The organism is Ruegeria sp. BA2, assembly GCF_056539605.1.
Genome location: NZ_JBQFVE010000013.1, coordinates 66,651 through 81,282, shown reverse-complemented (window position 1 = coordinate 81,282; position 14,632 = coordinate 66,651). Strand labels below are relative to the sequence as shown.

Below are 14,632 nucleotides of genomic sequence, written 5' to 3'. Positions count from 1 at the left end.
GAGTTGCCTCCTGCTTGAGGGCGCGGTGAACTGTGATCCTCATGCCATATCCATCAGGGGCAGATCGCCAATTCCATCACCCCTCCAAAGTACAAAGGTCAGGATCGGCTGATCACTTGTCGTCATCGCGTGGCTTTGCCAGCTTGCATGTTGGCGCGTTTGTCCGGGGTCGACAAACTCTGCATTACCTTCGATCTTGAAACAGGCGGAGCCCGCGAGCGTCAGATACAGCTCTTCTGCCTGATGGCTGTGCCAATCATAGTTCAAACCCGCGCCCCAATAGGCCACATATCCCCGCAACTGGGTCGAGTGGAAATGCCCGGTAGGCCCGAACAACTCGTAGTATCCATAGCGTGCAAGGAAATCCGCCCCGACCTCATCTTCGGTGTAGGTGCGTTTCCAATGCGCCTGTTCTGCAGAGGCGGCAATGGCCCTGATCATCGCTTGGGTTGCGGCTGTACCTTCAAGGTCAAACTCGCTGACCAGCCGGGTCGCTGGAACGTGTTCCGGCGATAGCTCGGTTGCGGCCAGGTCCGTTGGCCAATCCCCAAAGCTGGCCAAATCGGGATGCACCTGGTGCAGCTGTCGGGCGGCTGCTAACACGTCGTTCAATGTCATGGGGCAACTACTATGTTTCCGGTGTGTTTCTTGGTGATAAAGGCGGATTGCGCTTCATGCAGCTCGCTCAGCGGATAGGTCGCTGCCAAGGCAGGCTTCACTTCGCCGGCCTCGATGTAGCGTACAAGATTTTGCATCACTTCGGGGTCGATAACCGTTGATCCGGTGAACGTCAGATCCCGCAAATAGAAGGTGCGCAAGTCAAAATCGACCATCGGACCCGCAATAGCGCCCGAGCAGGTATATCGCCCGCCCCGTTCTAGAATGCCAATGAGTTGTGGCCAATAGGGCCCACCAACCACATCCGCGACGACCGTGATCTTCTCGTCACCCAACGAGGCGCGCAGATCATCGGGCGCGCGGGGTAGAATGAGATCGGGGCCAAGAAGGGCGACGTTATCATGTTTGGCCTCCGATGCCATCGCGATGACCCGCGCATTACGGCGCTTGGCCAATTGAACCAGCGCGCCGCCTACGCCACCAGACGCGCCCGGGACCAGTACGGTATCAGCCTCGGTTACTTTGGCGCGGGTCAGCATGCCTTCGGCGGTGGAATATGAGCAGGAAAATGTCGCAAGTTCTGCATCCGAAAGCGAGGACTGGATGGCGATGGCATTCTGGGCAGGAATTGTCGTGTATTCGGCAAATCCGCCATCTCGTTCTGATCCGAAATACCCGGTCTTGTCCTTGTTCAGCGGATCGGCAGGATCGCGCAGCCAGCAATCTGTGATCACCCGCTCACCTATACGGCCTTGGTCCACGCCTTCCCCGACGCCCACAATCTGTCCGCAGACATCCGCCCCTTGAATGCGCGGGAAGACCAGCGGCGCTCCGCCCCAGGTTGGATCATCGCTGCCCACCTCTTCGAACGCGCCACCTGTCGTCGCATCACTGACGGTTTTGGAATACCAGCCGGACCGGGTGTTCACATCGGTATTATTCAAGCCACAGGCCCCGACCTGTATCAACACTTCGCCGGGCTTGGTTGTGGGGCAGGGCCAGTCCTCGTGCCAGACCATCTGATCCAGGTCACCATGCCCCATCGTGACCATAGCTTTCATTGTTGCGGGTTGTTTCATGCGGCACTCTCCATCCATGCGCCTGTACCGGCTCAGAGTGTGAGAGGATTTCGGATGACATCCGAATAGACCCCTGAGTCGATTTGGCCTCGACACCGTAGGCAAACAAAAATACCATCGTCAATCATGAATGGGACAGATGTATCAGATTCGATTCTGGAAAGGCTGGCAGAGGAATTGTCGCAGCTGACACCTGAGGCACGCAAGGCCGCAACCTACGTGCTTGAGAACCCGCGTGATGTCGGTGTCTCAACAGTACGCGAAATCGCCGAAGCTGCAAACGTGAAACCCAACACAATCGTTCGCATGGCAAGACAGGTCGGGTTCGACGGTTACGAGGATTTCCGGGTTCCGTTCCGCGAGGCGATCCGGCGCGGACAAACCGATTTCCCGGAACGCGCGCGCTGGCTGCAAGATATTCGTAAATCCGGCAACATGGGCGGTCTTTATGCGGATATGGTCCAGGACGCCCTGCGCAATGTCGAAGAGACCTTTGCCAATATCTCATCCGAGCAGTTGAAGGCAGCGGCCGAGGACATTTGGAACTCGCGAAACGTGTTCGTGCTGGGTGTTGGCGTGAACAACTCGAATGCGCGCAACTTTGTGTATTTGGCATCAACCGGCATGGTGCAATTTCATGCCATCCCGCGCGCCGGATCAAATCCGATCGACGATCTGGCATGGGCCGACAAGCGCGATGTTCTGATTGCCATGACCTGCAAACCCTACCGCAACGAAGTGGTCGAGGCAGTTCAGGTCGCGCGCGAGCAGGGTATGAAGGTGATTGGACTTTCTGATAGCCCCGCCAGCCCGGTATTGCGCAATGCACAGCATGGATTCGTGATTTCGGCGGACACACCGCAATTCTTCCCATCTTCAGTCAGTACGATCGCGCTGCTTGAGACATTGTTGTCCTTTGTCATTGCCGTCGCAAGCGATGAGATCGTCGATCGGGTGGCGACATTCCATAAACGCCGCCACCAGCTTGGCCTATATCATACTGAAGACAGATGATGGGGTCTGGTAAATCCACTTTGCGGAATGAATGCAGCTGAGAATTGTGCCAGCTGTTCTGGATGCGGGCGCTTTTAGAAACCGGCTGTATTTATGAAAAAGCGCCGCCTCGCAGCATAATTACTGCCCAATTGGAAGGGTACTGCATGGTTTAGCGACAACGTGTGTATGAGTTAGTCAACATCACAGCGATGGGGTTGTTATCTACCAATCGATCTCCAACCCGTCGCGAAAGAACCCGCCCGTTGGCCCCATCCTTGGCAATGTCGCCGCCCAGACAACGCCTTTTGCGCCCTCGGGAATGGGGCGACCGCCCCCACCCATATCTGTGGCAACCCAACCAGGGCACACAGCGTTGACGAGGATGCCGTCAGGCCTCAGCTCAGCAGCGGTCTTAAGTGTCAACGCATTCAATGCCGCTTTGGATACACCATAACCGGGCGTACCAGCCGACATGCCCGTTATCGCCCCGGCACCAGACGATACGTTGACGATCCGGGCATTGTCGCCACGCCGAAGCAATGGACTTGCAGCGATCGTAGTCGCCCACGCACCGAAGAGGTTGGTCTCGAAGGCTCGGCGCACACGATCAAGATCGGCACTATGCGCGCGCTGATCGGTGTCATAGTCCACGCCTGCATTGTTAACCAGGACGTCGAGGCGCCCGTACGCAGAGTCGATCTGAGCAAAGGCCGCATCGACCGAAACTTGATCGGACACATCGAGCTGCAGGGCCTCGGCCTCCAATCCGATCTCTCTGGCTGCGATGCGACCTTTGTGCAGGTCACGACAGCCAATCAAGACCTTCATCCTATGATCGCGGGCCAGTTGAAGGGCGACCTCTTTGCCAATGCCACGATTGGCGCCAGTCACGAGTGCGATGCGTTGGCCGTTCATGTGTTTTCCCTTAGTTTGCCCCAGCCGCGCGTTGGCCAGCAATTGCCACCAGACCACGGTCACCGGTTTCCCAGAGTGCCGTCATGGTCATCGACGTGACAACCCAGCGGTCATCCGATTTCTCAAGTTCATAGTCATAACGACCCCCAAGAACCCACAAGCCATCATCAAGACGATGGGTTGCAATAAAATCAGCCTGTGCTTTGGCGGATGTATCGGTCAATGAGTTGATCGTATGATTGGCCACCATGTGGTGCGTCGAGTCGAACCCAGGCAGAAAAGCGGACCATCCTGCCACAAGCTCATCGGCGGGTTGCGTGACCGGGTCTCCGCCCCAGAGGCTGGTGTAATCCGTGGTGACGGTATCGGCAAATGCACTGCGCACACGGGGCCAGTCGTGGCGGTCGGCGCCTGCTGCGATATCGGTGATTGCGGTTGAAATATCGGCCCGTTGCTCGGCGAATGCTGCGGTTCCGATCAAGGATACGGCTGCAAGAGTGGATGCGAGTTTATTATGCATGAAGATGCTCCGATTAACTGTGGGCGGACGCCGAAATATCGTTCGGCGCCCAGTTAGGCCTTAGTTGTGTGAATCCGCGTGGAAGTGGTCGGCCACGGTGTCAGCTGCTCGGGTGACATCCTCGGGGTTGTCATAGAAATCGAACTGCGTGACATCCTCCAGCCATTGCGCTGTCGCCTCACCTGCAAAACCGGCTAGGAAGGTCTGAACACCCTGTGGGATTGCCGCGCTTTCCGAATGCACAATGGCCAGTGGTTTGTCCAAACGCTGCGGGTTGTCCGCAGGATGATACGTCAGCCAACCTTCCCAGCCTGCATTGTTCCACTTGTCGTCATATTCGGGAATCGCACCGCGGTCGGCTTCATAATAGTAGCCACCAATCGGCATCAACACGCCTTCGGCACCTTCCGGGCCAGCCGCGGGGATGATCTGACCTCCAGACGCTTCGGCTGCATGTGAGACTTGAATCAGTCCGGCAACCCCTTCTTCACCACCATAGACAGCCTCAACAATCTCTTGGTTCTGCAGCCAAGGGGCCACCAGACCAACGCGCTGAACTTTGGGGTTACCAGCTACGGCGTCTACCATGTAGCCAGCCGAAGCACAGATACCCAAACCATTGATGTGATCAGCATCGACCTCAGGCAGGGTGGAGACGAAATCAATTGCGGCCTTGATGTCCGACGTCTTTGCTTCGGGGCTTTCGACAAAGCGCACTTCGTTTGGCAAATCGCCTGATTTTCCCCAGCCACGGAAATCGAAGGTGAATGCGGCGAAGCCACGTTCGGCCATCGCTCGGGCATAGTTGGCGGGCATCTGTTCCTGCACCGAAGTCCAGGCTCCGGTGACCACCACGGTTGGCAGAGGTTCGCTACCTCTTTCTTCAGGCAGGTAAAGCGTGCCAGACAGGGTGGCACCCTCATTCTCAAACGTGAAAGTCCGCGTTTCGACTTGTGCGATAGCGGCTGTTGAAGCCAGCAGGGCAGCAGCGGTATTCATCGTCAATGTCTTCATGACAGTATCTCCCAATTCTTGTCTGGATGGGTGTAAACCCGATGACCAAACAGATACTGGGTTGGGGTTTGGCATACTTGCACCCAACTGCCTTGTTTTTGAAAGATCCTGCTTCAGGTAGTTGCGCCAGCGCGAAAAGCTCTGGGTGTTTGGCCGACTATCTGTTTGAAACTGCGCGTGAAATGCGCTTGATCAGAAAATCCGCACTCCAAGGCGATGTGACCAAGGGGGCGGCCCGGATCATCCATCATCTTCATCGCCTGCTCGATCCTGTAGGCCATGACGTATTGCATAGGGGTTGAGCCCAAAGTCTCTTTGAAGACACGCGCGAAATGCGAGGTACTCATCCCGGCTTCAGCAGCCATCTGATCTACTGTGATGGTTTGATCAAGTCGGCTTTGTACATAGGCCAAAATGCGCTGGTAGTGTTTTGACGTAAAGCGTGAAGATAGTTCGATATCTTCGGCGCGACGTTTGCCATATTTCTGTAACAGTTTTACCAGAAACACCCTGCTCATGGCTTCGAACATGACCCATGAGGACATGTCATCCGTCTCCAGCGCATCGCGCAGTATTACGCCGGCGCTGCAAAGATCAGGATCTGAAAATTGCGGCAGGTCCCGAAATTGCTGAGGGTCGAGCAGCATGCCCAGTTCGGACTGCGCGAAGCGTTCAACTTTGGCCGGGTCCAGCGTGATAACTATGACATCTGAGGGCGCGAACCATCGCCAACCCGAACGCATCCCTGCCGGTGTGACGATGATGTCATCCTTGTGAAATGAAAAGTCTCGCAACTCACCATCTCGCCAGTTCTGCACCCTGTGCGCTTTTGTCTGGAGGTTCAGAAGGACGTGATGCTCAGTGAACACGTCCTCGGGCATGCGGTCAGGAGCAGCTTGAAAATACCGAACTGACATCAGCCCTGCTGCCGACGGTCGGTCCACCGCATCGCTGCTTAGCAATGGTTCTGAGGGATATATGTCTGCGTATCTTAGCGGCAACAGGACGTTCCAATGGTAAGCTTGGACAATATCACGGGTGATCGCCTGATAAACTATGAACTAGGTTATTGGCTGGCAAACACAAGTATCACATGCCTGTAGCTTGTGGTTTTTGAGTTCCGGTCTCAGATAGGCATGTGCAAGCTAAGCTGGGGCGTTCAATGCGCCTGCTGAATTGGGCTGTCCAAATTCGTTGCATCACTCCAATAGGATCCTTCCTTCCTATCGATATGCAGTTTCAGGATTTCGAGCGCCCTCGGTACGTCTTTCTGTTTCACGCATTGGGTTAACTCAACATGTTCCCGATAGGACTTAGCCATATGGTCCGGATGGTGTCCCAACCGACTGCGCAACGCCGCCATTTTCAGGGCGATCGTCTGGTAGGCGTCATTCAGAAAACGATTGTCTGCGCGGTCAAAGAAACACTGATGGAACATCGTATCCTGATACAAATACTCCGTGTCGTCGCCATCCTCACGGGCGGCTTCCATCCGATCAACGCAAGCACTAAGCGCATCATGAAGTGACGTTGGATTTACCCGCATTGCAGATGCCAACGCGGTTGTTTCAAGGCAGACACGCGCATCGCACAGCTTCGCCAATTCTTCGGGTTCCAGGTTAAAAACGAACGACCCACGCTGAGGTTCGACGACCAGCAGCCCTTCCATCTCAAGCCGGTTGATAGCCTCGCGCACGGGGGTGCGGCTGACCTCAAGGTTTTTTGCGATTCGGGCTTCTGACAGTTGTTCACCCAATTCGAATTCACCTTTGATGATCCGTTCCCGAAGGTTCTCTGTCACCAATTCCGTTAATGATTTCGGTCTGTTGAATGGGCTCATGTCGCTCTCCTCAGTTCGACAGTAGCAGCGGATTACCTGGCATACAATGTGTTAGTGTTGACACATTAGCATACTGTATGCCAGTTTTGATTCTCACTAAGGGACGGCATTGGGAGGGGCGTCTTTGCAAACTTTGGAGACATGGATCGTTGCGCTGAACCGCGCGCTGGTCGCTTTGGCGTTGGCTGCGGTATTTGCAATTGTCTTTGCCAATGTAGTTGGCCGCTATGGGCTAGGCACATCCCTTGCATGGGTAGAAGAGGTCGCCCGTCATCTGATGATCCTTGGTGCGTTTTGTGGTGCAGGCCTTGCCCTGCGCGAGGGGCGCTTGGTTGCGATCACCACCATCCCGGACCTGTTGCCTGACGCTTTAGCCAGGGCGCTGCGTTGGGGTATCGTCATCGTGATGTTCGTTTTCATGGCAACGATGCTGTGGCTGGGCATCCAATTCGTGGAATTCGGCTGGAACAAGGAAACCATGTCCACCGGCATTTCCCGCGGAATTCCCTATCTGGCAATCCCGATTGGCTGTGCATTGTTCCTGATCCAGCTGGCCTTTTTCGCCAAACGCTTCGTACGTCAGGAATTTGAGCATGGACCAAGCCCCGAACGTGACGAGGCAGAGGTCTGAGCCATGGCAAAAACGCTTATCATATTGTTCTTTGCCACGCTGTTTCTGGGCGTTCCGGTGGCTTTCACCATGGGCATTGCGGGTCTGTCCGCGATCTTTATTGACGGTTCGCTGAACCCCCTTGTCGCAACACAACGGATGTTCGCAGGCATCGACAGCTTTCCCCTGATGGCCGTGCCATTCTTCATTCTTGCGTCCGAGCTTATGACAGCCTGCGGACTGACGCGCGCGCTTCTTCGGTTTGCGAATGCGCTGGTTGGACATGTCCGGGGTGGTCTGGGACACGTGAACATTCTGGTTTCGATGCTGTTTGCCGGGATCAGCGGTTCCGCCCTGGCTGACGCGGCGGGGCCGTCCGCAATTGTCATGCGGATGATGCGTGAGGCCGGGTACGAGAAGAACTATGCCGGTGCCTTGTCTGCGGCCACAGCGACTATCGGGCCGATCATCCCGCCTTCGATCCTTGCGGTTATCTTTGCGATTTCGACCAATGGCGTAACCGTCGCCGGCCTGTTCCTCGCGGGCATCGTACCAGGCGTGATGCTTGGCGTGGCGCTGGCCATCGCAAACCACATCGTGTCCACGAAATACGGCTATCGCGGACGTGAGCATCGCGCGACAATGTCCGAACTTCGCAGTGCAACACTATCCGCTATCCCTGCGCTGATCATGCCAGCAATCATTCTGGGGGGCATCCTTTTTGGTGTTTTCACCCCGACCGAGGCTGGCGCGGTCGCTTCAGCTTATGCGCTGTTTCTGGGCTTTATCCTTCGCGCCTTCACCTTCCGCACGCTGTATGCCGCATTTGTGCGCGCTGCGGTGGTGACCTCATCGGTGTTCCTGATCGTGGCGATGGCATCGATCTTTGCCTGGCTTCTGACCTATCTGCAGATCCCACAGGAACTGGCCAAACTGATCACCCAGATCACCGACAGCCGACTGGGTATCCTGTTCATTCTGGCCGCCTTTGCGCTGATCTGCGGCTTTTTCATCGACACGTTGCCCGCGCTGATCATCCTGACGCCAATCCTTGGCCCCATCGCCTATTCTGCCGGCATCGACCCGCTGCAATTTGGCATGATGCTGGTGCTGAACCTGACCATCGGGATGATTACACCCCCCGTTGGCCCGGTTCTGTTCGTAATCGCCACAGTCGGGCAACTGAAAATTGAAAAGCTGTCAAGGGCGGTCTTGCCGTTGCTGCTGGCTGAACTCGTGGTGTTGCTTCTGGTCATTCTTGTGCCCGGCGTCAGCACCTTTGTCCCCAATCTTTTTGGATTTGCGAACTGACATGAAAGGGAGGTACCTCATGAAAACCATGTCGAAACTGATGACGGCCACTGCTGTTGTCGCAATGACCACCGCTGGCGCGGCCTCGGCCAAGGAACTGAAATACGCACATTTCCAGGCCGCTGACCTGAACTCGCCGAAACACGCTGCGGCGCTGGCATTCGAAGCTTGCGTCGAGGGCAAAACCTCGGGCTCGATCGACGTCCAGATTTTCCCGGCATCGCAGCTGGGTGGAGGGTCCGAAATCATGGAAGGCCTGCAACTGGGCACTGTCCAGATGGCGGCAATCCACGATGGTCCGATCTCGGCTGTCTACAAACCGTTCTCGGTTCTGGCGATGCCCTACCTGTTCGACGATCAGGCCATGGCATGGTCGGTCATGGACGGCGAATTCGGCGATGCACTGGCCGAAGACATGCTGGCGCAAACCGGCATCCGCAACTTTGGTGTGGCCGACAACGGCGTCCGCAACTTCACCAACAATGTGAAACCTGTCGCCGAGCCTGCCGATATGGAAGGCCTGAAGATGCGCGTGATGACCGCGCCTGTGTGGGTCACGCTGGTCGAAAGCCTTGGCGCATCGGCAACACCGGTTCCGTGGCCGGAACTGCCTGGTGCCCTGCAGCAGGGTGTTGTGGACGGTCAGGAAAACGGTGTGACCAATATCGTCAACGCGTCGCTGTACCAGCACCAGAAATACGTCTCGCTGGATGGTCACGTGTTCAGCTGGCACGCCTATCTGATGTCGGATGCGTTCTTCCAAGGCCTGACCGACGACGAGAAAAGCGCCGTTGAGCAGTGCGTGGAAATCTCGAAGACGATCCACCGCGGCATGACCGCCGCTCAGGACGCCAACGCAACTGCGATCCTGTCGGAAAAAGGCATGGAAGTTGTGCCGGTCAGCCCCGAGCAAAAGGCGTTGTTCCGTGCAGCTGCTCAGCCTGCCGTGCGCGAATACATCGTCAGCGAAATCGGTGAAGACTGGCCAAACCGCCTCGACGCAGCCGTCGAAGCTTACAAGGCTCAGTAAACTATGCCCAGGGACCGTCACATGACCAGCCAGACCATCGCAATCCTTGAACCCGGCTATGCCGCTTATGACACCGAGGCTTCGGTGCTGGCCGCGCAGGATGTTCAGATCGCGCCGGTTGCGCCGGAAACCGAGGCGGTCCCGGCTTTGCAGGCATTGGACCCGGTCGCGATCCTCGTGCGGGAACGCACCGTGGATGCGGCTGTCATCGATGCCTGCCCGAACCTCAAAGTCGTCGTCCGCTATGGTGTGGGCGTCGACAATGTCGACCTGGACTATGCAAAGTCGCGCGGAATCTATGTCGCGAACGTGCCTGACTATGGCGCCGAGAATGAGGTCAGCGAACATGCGCTGGCACTTTATCTCGCAGTTCAACGCCGTATCCTGTCCCGCGATGCCGAAGTACGCCTTGGGCATTGGGGAATTGGCCAAGCGGCCCTGATCCCAAGCCGCGAAAACGCCACCCTTGGCCTGATTGGCTGCGGCAAGATCGGCCTGCAGGCAGCACAGAAATTCCGGGCGTTTGGATTTGCGTCAGTCCTGGTCTTCGACCCTTACCTGACCGATCAAGCCGCAGCGGCTGCCAGCGTACAAAAGGTTGATCTGCCCGAGCTGTGCAGAACCGCCGATGTGGTCAGCCTGCACGCACCGCTCACCCCTGAGACGCGACATATTCTGGATGCCGAGCACATCGCCCTGATGAAGCCGACTTCGGTCGTGATCAATGTGTCACGCGGCGGCTTGCTCGATGAGGCCGCGCTGGCCGATGCCCTGAATCAGGGCCGTATTTTCGGGGCCGGTATCGACGTTTTTGAACAGGAACCGGTCAACTCTGACAATCCGCTGCTGCACAGCGCCAACACAATCGTGTCTGACCATGCCGCCTGGTACTCGGAACGTTCGGTCGCGGTTCTGCAACGCTGTGCTGCGCGTGAGATCGCCAAAGTGCTGAATGATGAACATCCGGATCACTGGGTGAATAAATGGTGACCTTGCCTGATACGCGGCGATCAACCCGTCACCTGCCTGAAACAGTGATGACAGCCTCAACGCTCAAAAAACAACTTACTGAAAAAGGACTAATCTCATGAATACCCAAGAACTCGTTGCCGGGTTTCGAGAGGTCGCGACTGCGTCAGTTGCGGATGCCGTAGATAGCATTGCTGGCAAAACAGGTTTTCTGCCAGAATCGATCAAGCCTCGCATAAACGACAAAAAGATCGTTGGCCCCGCTGTGACTGTTCTCGAAGGCCCGACAGATGAATCACTGCCACCGCAACACGCGCTGGATGCCATCGACGAGGCTGAAGCCGGTTCGGTCATTGTGATTTCGACCAACGGTACGACAGACGTTGCCGTGTGGGGGGGCCTAATGACCGCAGGTGCAGTTGCCAATAAGCACGAAGGTGCGGTTCTGGATGGTGGTGTGCGCGATCTGGTCGAGATCAAGCGCGACTATGATTTTCCTGTTTATTCTCGTTGCGTGAACCCGGGCACAACTGTTGGTCGCGTCAAGACCCTGGCATCGAATATCGAAGTTGATATGGGCGGCGTGATCGTTCACCCGGGCGACATCATCGTGGCCGACGTCGACGGTGTTGTCGTGGTTCCACGCCAGCACGCCCAAGCTATTCTGGAAATGGCACGAGAGATTGACGCGCGCGAAGCAGAACAGGCGCGTCTGATCATCGAAAGCGGCTCGCTGCGCGAAGGTCTGGCGAAATACGGCCGTATCTAAAAATCAAAAAAACGTTCCGCAGGCTGTTGCAGCAGCCTGCGGAACACCAAAACTCAGCAAGGGAGGTATACATGCTGAAACGAGTACTCAACACGGTGGCCCTTACCGCCGTTCTGGCCACCCCGGCGCTTGCGAACGAGCCCGAGGTGGTAGCGGAATGGAACAGTCTGCCCTATGCCGTCAAGGACGAAGCCAAAAAATCTGCCTGGGAAGGCAGCGAAATCCACGGCAAGGCGTTGGTACAGGGTGCCAAGGTTGACAGTCAGGGCAACATCTATGTCTCGACCGCGCGTTGGGGTGGGGCCGAGATTCCGTCGACCGTGTCCAAACTGGTCAAGAACGGCGACACCTGGGAACTGGAGGCATTCCCGTCCGAGGAAATGAACAGCATGTCGAACCCCGATGGCCTGAAGGCCGTGCTGGGGTTTGAGATCGACCGCAATGACGTGATGTGGATTCTGGATCAGGGCCACGTGGCGGGCCCTCCGTTCGAAGATGGCGACGCCAAGCTGGTGCTTTGGGACCTGAAAGAAAACAAGGAAATCCAGCGCTATGTCTTTACCGCAGAAGAAGCGGACCGGCAGTGCTCGTTCCTGAACGACCTGGCTGTCGATAATGACACCGGCTTTGCCTATATCGCTGACAGCGGCATCTTCTGTGATCCGCTACATGGTGGTCTGATCGTCTATGACAGCAACACCAACTCGGTACGCCGCATTCTGGACCAGCACCGGTTCACCAATGACGAGCCGAATTTCTTCTTCAACATCGACGACCGTCCGGTTCTGAAGAATGGCGGAATGCGCACTGGTGCAGATGGTATCGCGTTGTCGGGCGACAAGGAAACGCTCTACTGGACCAACCTGACCGGCAATCACCTCTACAGCCTGCCGACAGAGATTCTGCGGAACTTCGAGACCAATGAGACCGTCATCGAAAACGCGGTTGAGGTCGCGGCGGTCCTGCCGTCGAACACCGACGGTATGACAGCGGATAACGCGGGCAACATCTACATGACTGCACTGTCGCTGGACGGGATCATGAAGTTCGACGAATCCACCCGTGAGGTTAGCCGCTTCGTCCACCACCCCGAAATGAACTGGCCCGATACGCTGGCTTGGGGTCCGGATGGTGAGATGTATGTCGTATCGAACCACCTGCATATCTGGGTCGATGGCGACATGAACTTTGACGACCCTGAAATCCCCAACTTCCGCATCTGGAAGATCCCGGGTGTTGGCAAAAGCTATACCACTGAATAAACCTCCCACCTACAAACTTGGTCGGCCCGTCAGGGCCGACCCCTTTATTGAAATGAGATGAACATGACCCCTGATATCCTCTGCCTTGGCGAACCGATGCTGGAATTCAATCAGCAGCCTGACGGGAATTACCTGCCGGGACATGGTGGAGACACCTCGAACTGCGCCATCGCCGCCGCGCGGCAGGGTGCGTCGGTCGGGTACTTGACGCATATCGGGGCGGATACGTTCGGCAATTCCTTCATGGGCCTGTGGAAGGCCGAAGGAATTGACACAACCACGGTGCGTCAGGTGACGGACGCCCATACCGGGGTTTACTTTGTGACCCACGGTGCAAACGGGCACGAATTCAGCTATTTCCGCGCGGGCTCTGCCAGCAGTCGGATGGGCCCGGATGATCTGCCCGTGGCAGCGTTGCAATCGGCAAAAATCCTGCATGTTTCAGGCATCAGCCAGGCGATTTCAGACATTGCCGCCGATGCGGTGTTTGCCGCCATCAAAATCGTGAAAGACGCCGGTGGCCTAGTTTCATACGACACCAACCTGCGCCTCAAGCTTTGGCCGATTGAGCGCGCACGCGCGGTGACCCATGCGGCCATGGCGCAATGTGACATCGCACTGCCGGGGCTGGATGACGCTGAACAGCTGACCGGGTTGTCCGATCCCGATGCAATTGCGGATTTCTATCTGGACCTTGGTGCGAACATCGTCGCCTTGACCCTCGGGGCTGAGGGCACGCTGGTTGCTACGCCCGACAAACGAGAACGCGTCAAGGGCCGCAGAGTCGAAGCCGTCGATGCAACCGCCGCTGGCGACACGTTTGATGGGGCGTTCCTGTCCCGTATCGTGGCTGGCGATGATCCCTTCGCCGCCGCACGCTATGCCAACGCAGCCGCCGCTTTGTCGACGCAAGGGTATGGCGCGGTTGCGCCGATGCCGCGTAAGGACGCGGTCGAGGCATTTCTGGCTGAAGGGGACTGACCCATGAAACACGCCGTCGTCATAGGCGGCACCCGCGGTATCGGTGCCGGGATCGCGCAAACTTTGCGCGACAAGGGATGGCGTGTGACGTCTACTGGTGTCGGTGCAGACGAAGTGTCGGACTATGCGGCGCAATTTCCCGACGATACCGCCGCACAGCTGGATGTGCGCGACACTCAGGCGGTGAACTCTTTCTTTGCAGGACTTGGGCACCTGGACGGTTTGGTCAATTGCGCTGGCATTCTGGCGCGCGGAACTGAATACGAGATCGAAACCTTTGAAAAGGTCGTCGACATCAATCTGACCGGTACCATGCGGTGCTGTCTGGCCGCGCAGCCCCTGCTGGCAGCCTCCGGCGGGGCGATTGTGAACACGGCCTCGATGCTCAGCTACTTTGGTGGCCCTTTGGTTCCGGCCTATTCTGCCAGCAAGGGTGGAGTGGCGCAGTTGACCAAAGCCCTGGCCGGGAAATGGGCGGCGGAAGGCGTGCGCGTCAACGCCGTGGCTCCGGGCTGGATCGAAACCGAAATGACTGAGGCGTTGCGCGCCGATCCGACCCGTAACCAACCCATTCTAGGCCGCACTCCACTCGACCGCTGGGGCAAGCCATCAGAGGTCGGCGCATTGGCCGCGTGGCTTTTGTCTGACGAGGCTGCTTTTGTAACCGGAGCCGTCTATCCTGTGGATGGTGGCTATTCCGCAATGTGAAAAGGACAAT

16 protein-coding genes are annotated in these 14,632 nt (G+C 56.9%); 9 read left to right on the top strand and 7 right to left on the bottom strand.

Translation table 11 applies throughout. The features are described 5' to 3' along the window. Positions 1-39: 39 nt before the first annotated feature. Both ACR0NN_RS20725 and ACR0NN_RS20720 read right to left on the bottom strand, forming a co-directional pair. Entirely contained in the window at positions 40-618 is a 579-nt protein-coding gene (locus tag ACR0NN_RS20725) for a dimethylsulfonioproprionate lyase family protein (protein ID WP_480685445.1), read from the bottom strand. Next, positions 615-1,697, bottom strand: coding sequence for an alcohol dehydrogenase family protein (locus ACR0NN_RS20720; protein WP_480685443.1), 1,083 nt, complete (start codon positions 1,695-1,697; stop codon positions 615-617). The genes ACR0NN_RS20725 and ACR0NN_RS20720 overlap by 4 nt, the downstream gene beginning before the upstream one ends. Before the next feature lie 126 nt (positions 1,698-1,823). On the opposite strand from ACR0NN_RS20720, the gene ACR0NN_RS20715 reads away from it, so the two are divergent. Continuing rightward, positions 1,824-2,711: a MurR/RpiR family transcriptional regulator gene (locus tag ACR0NN_RS20715; protein WP_170723737.1), complete on the top strand. Its 888-nt coding sequence runs from the start codon at positions 1,824-1,826 to the stop codon at positions 2,709-2,711. Between the two features lie 204 nt (positions 2,712-2,915). Here ACR0NN_RS20715 and ACR0NN_RS20710 read toward each other — a convergent pair whose 3' ends face one another. The 5 genes from ACR0NN_RS20710 to ACR0NN_RS20690 form a co-directional block, all read right to left on the bottom strand. After that, positions 2,916-3,608, bottom strand: coding sequence for an SDR family oxidoreductase (locus ACR0NN_RS20710; protein ID WP_170723736.1), 693 nt, complete (start codon positions 3,606-3,608; stop codon positions 2,916-2,918). A gap of 10 nt (positions 3,609-3,618) precedes the next feature. Continuing rightward, positions 3,619-4,128, bottom strand: coding sequence for a nuclear transport factor 2 family protein (locus ACR0NN_RS20705; protein ID WP_170723735.1), 510 nt, complete (start codon positions 4,126-4,128; stop codon positions 3,619-3,621). A 60-nt stretch (positions 4,129-4,188) separates the two neighbouring features. Then, positions 4,189-5,142: an alpha/beta hydrolase gene (locus ACR0NN_RS20700; RefSeq protein ID WP_170723734.1), complete on the bottom strand. Its 954-nt coding sequence runs from the start codon at positions 5,140-5,142 to the stop codon at positions 4,189-4,191. Positions 5,143-5,255: 113 nt separating this feature from the next. Continuing rightward, a complete protein-coding gene (locus ACR0NN_RS20695; protein WP_480685440.1) occupies positions 5,256-6,023 on the bottom strand; it encodes a helix-turn-helix domain-containing protein in 768 nt (255 codons plus the stop codon). 278 nt (positions 6,024-6,301) lie between these two features. Then, complete coding sequence (locus tag ACR0NN_RS20690) at positions 6,302-6,982, bottom strand: GntR family transcriptional regulator (RefSeq protein WP_170723732.1); 681 nt, start codon at positions 6,980-6,982, stop codon at positions 6,302-6,304. A 124-nt stretch (positions 6,983-7,106) separates the two neighbouring features. On the opposite strand from ACR0NN_RS20690, the gene ACR0NN_RS20685 reads away from it, so the two are divergent. The 8 genes from ACR0NN_RS20685 to ACR0NN_RS20650 all read left to right on the top strand — a co-directional run bounded on the left by ACR0NN_RS20685 (position 7,107) and on the right by ACR0NN_RS20650 (position 14,622). After that, positions 7,107-7,613, top strand: a complete 507-nt coding sequence (locus ACR0NN_RS20685) for a TRAP transporter small permease (RefSeq protein WP_170683434.1) — start codon at positions 7,107-7,109, stop codon at positions 7,611-7,613. Between the two features lie 3 nt (positions 7,614-7,616). Beyond that, complete coding sequence (locus ACR0NN_RS20680; RefSeq protein WP_170723731.1) at positions 7,617-8,903, top strand: TRAP transporter large permease; 1,287 nt, start codon at positions 7,617-7,619, stop codon at positions 8,901-8,903. A 19-nt stretch (positions 8,904-8,922) separates the two neighbouring features. Continuing rightward, a complete protein-coding gene (locus tag ACR0NN_RS20675; RefSeq protein ID WP_480685437.1) occupies positions 8,923-9,933 on the top strand; it encodes a DctP family TRAP transporter solute-binding subunit in 1,011 nt (336 codons plus the stop codon). A gap of 21 nt (positions 9,934-9,954) precedes the next feature. Continuing rightward, on the top strand, positions 9,955-10,923 hold the full coding sequence (locus ACR0NN_RS20670) for a C-terminal binding protein (RefSeq protein ID WP_170723730.1): 969 nt from the start codon (positions 9,955-9,957) through the stop codon (positions 10,921-10,923). 97 nt (positions 10,924-11,020) lie between these two features. Next, the gene (locus tag ACR0NN_RS20665) at positions 11,021-11,671 is read left to right on the top strand and encodes an RraA family protein (protein ID WP_170683431.1); all 651 of its coding nucleotides are present in this window, start codon (positions 11,021-11,023) and stop codon (positions 11,669-11,671) included. A 71-nt stretch (positions 11,672-11,742) separates the two neighbouring features. Continuing rightward, positions 11,743-12,933, top strand: a complete 1,191-nt coding sequence (locus ACR0NN_RS20660) for an L-dopachrome tautomerase-related protein (RefSeq protein ID WP_170723729.1) — start codon at positions 11,743-11,745, stop codon at positions 12,931-12,933. A gap of 63 nt (positions 12,934-12,996) precedes the next feature. Beyond that, complete coding sequence (locus tag ACR0NN_RS20655; protein ID WP_170723728.1) at positions 12,997-13,914, top strand: sugar kinase; 918 nt, start codon at positions 12,997-12,999, stop codon at positions 13,912-13,914. Between the two features lie 3 nt (positions 13,915-13,917). After that, positions 13,918-14,622 carry an SDR family oxidoreductase gene (locus ACR0NN_RS20650; protein ID WP_170723727.1) on the top strand — a complete coding sequence of 235 codons (705 nt, stop codon included), beginning with the start codon at positions 13,918-13,920 and terminating at the stop codon, positions 14,620-14,622. The last annotated feature ends 10 nt before the right edge of the window (positions 14,623-14,632 follow it).

Coding starts and splice junctions, on each gene's coding strand:
- ACR0NN_RS20710 (WP_170723736.1), bottom strand. CDS start 3,608: ATGAACGGCCAACGCATCGCACTCGTGACTGGCGCCAATCGTGGCATT.
- ACR0NN_RS20655 (WP_170723728.1), top strand. CDS start 12,997: ATGACCCCTGATATCCTCTGCCTTGGCGAACCGATGCTGGAATTCAAT.
- ACR0NN_RS20715 (WP_170723737.1), top strand. CDS start 1,824: ATGAATGGGACAGATGTATCAGATTCGATTCTGGAAAGGCTGGCAGAG.
- ACR0NN_RS20725 (WP_480685445.1), bottom strand. CDS start 618: ATGACATTGAACGACGTGTTAGCAGCCGCCCGACAGCTGCACCAGGTG.
- ACR0NN_RS20695 (WP_480685440.1), bottom strand. CDS start 6,023: ATGCCCGAGGACGTGTTCACTGAGCATCACGTCCTTCTGAACCTCCAG.
- ACR0NN_RS20700 (WP_170723734.1), bottom strand. CDS start 5,142: ATGAAGACATTGACGATGAATACCGCTGCTGCCCTGCTGGCTTCAACA.
- ACR0NN_RS20680 (WP_170723731.1), top strand. CDS start 7,617: ATGGCAAAAACGCTTATCATATTGTTCTTTGCCACGCTGTTTCTGGGC.
- ACR0NN_RS20670 (WP_170723730.1), top strand. CDS start 9,955: ATGACCAGCCAGACCATCGCAATCCTTGAACCCGGCTATGCCGCTTAT.
- ACR0NN_RS20665 (WP_170683431.1), top strand. CDS start 11,021: ATGAATACCCAAGAACTCGTTGCCGGGTTTCGAGAGGTCGCGACTGCG.
- ACR0NN_RS20720 (WP_480685443.1), bottom strand. CDS start 1,697: ATGAAACAACCCGCAACAATGAAAGCTATGGTCACGATGGGGCATGGT.
- ACR0NN_RS20650 (WP_170723727.1), top strand. CDS start 13,918: ATGAAACACGCCGTCGTCATAGGCGGCACCCGCGGTATCGGTGCCGGG.
- ACR0NN_RS20660 (WP_170723729.1), top strand. CDS start 11,743: ATGCTGAAACGAGTACTCAACACGGTGGCCCTTACCGCCGTTCTGGCC.
- ACR0NN_RS20675 (WP_480685437.1), top strand. CDS start 8,923: ATGAAAACCATGTCGAAACTGATGACGGCCACTGCTGTTGTCGCAATG.
- ACR0NN_RS20690 (WP_170723732.1), bottom strand. CDS start 6,982: ATGAGCCCATTCAACAGACCGAAATCATTAACGGAATTGGTGACAGAG.
- ACR0NN_RS20705 (WP_170723735.1), bottom strand. CDS start 4,128: ATGCATAATAAACTCGCATCCACTCTTGCAGCCGTATCCTTGATCGGA.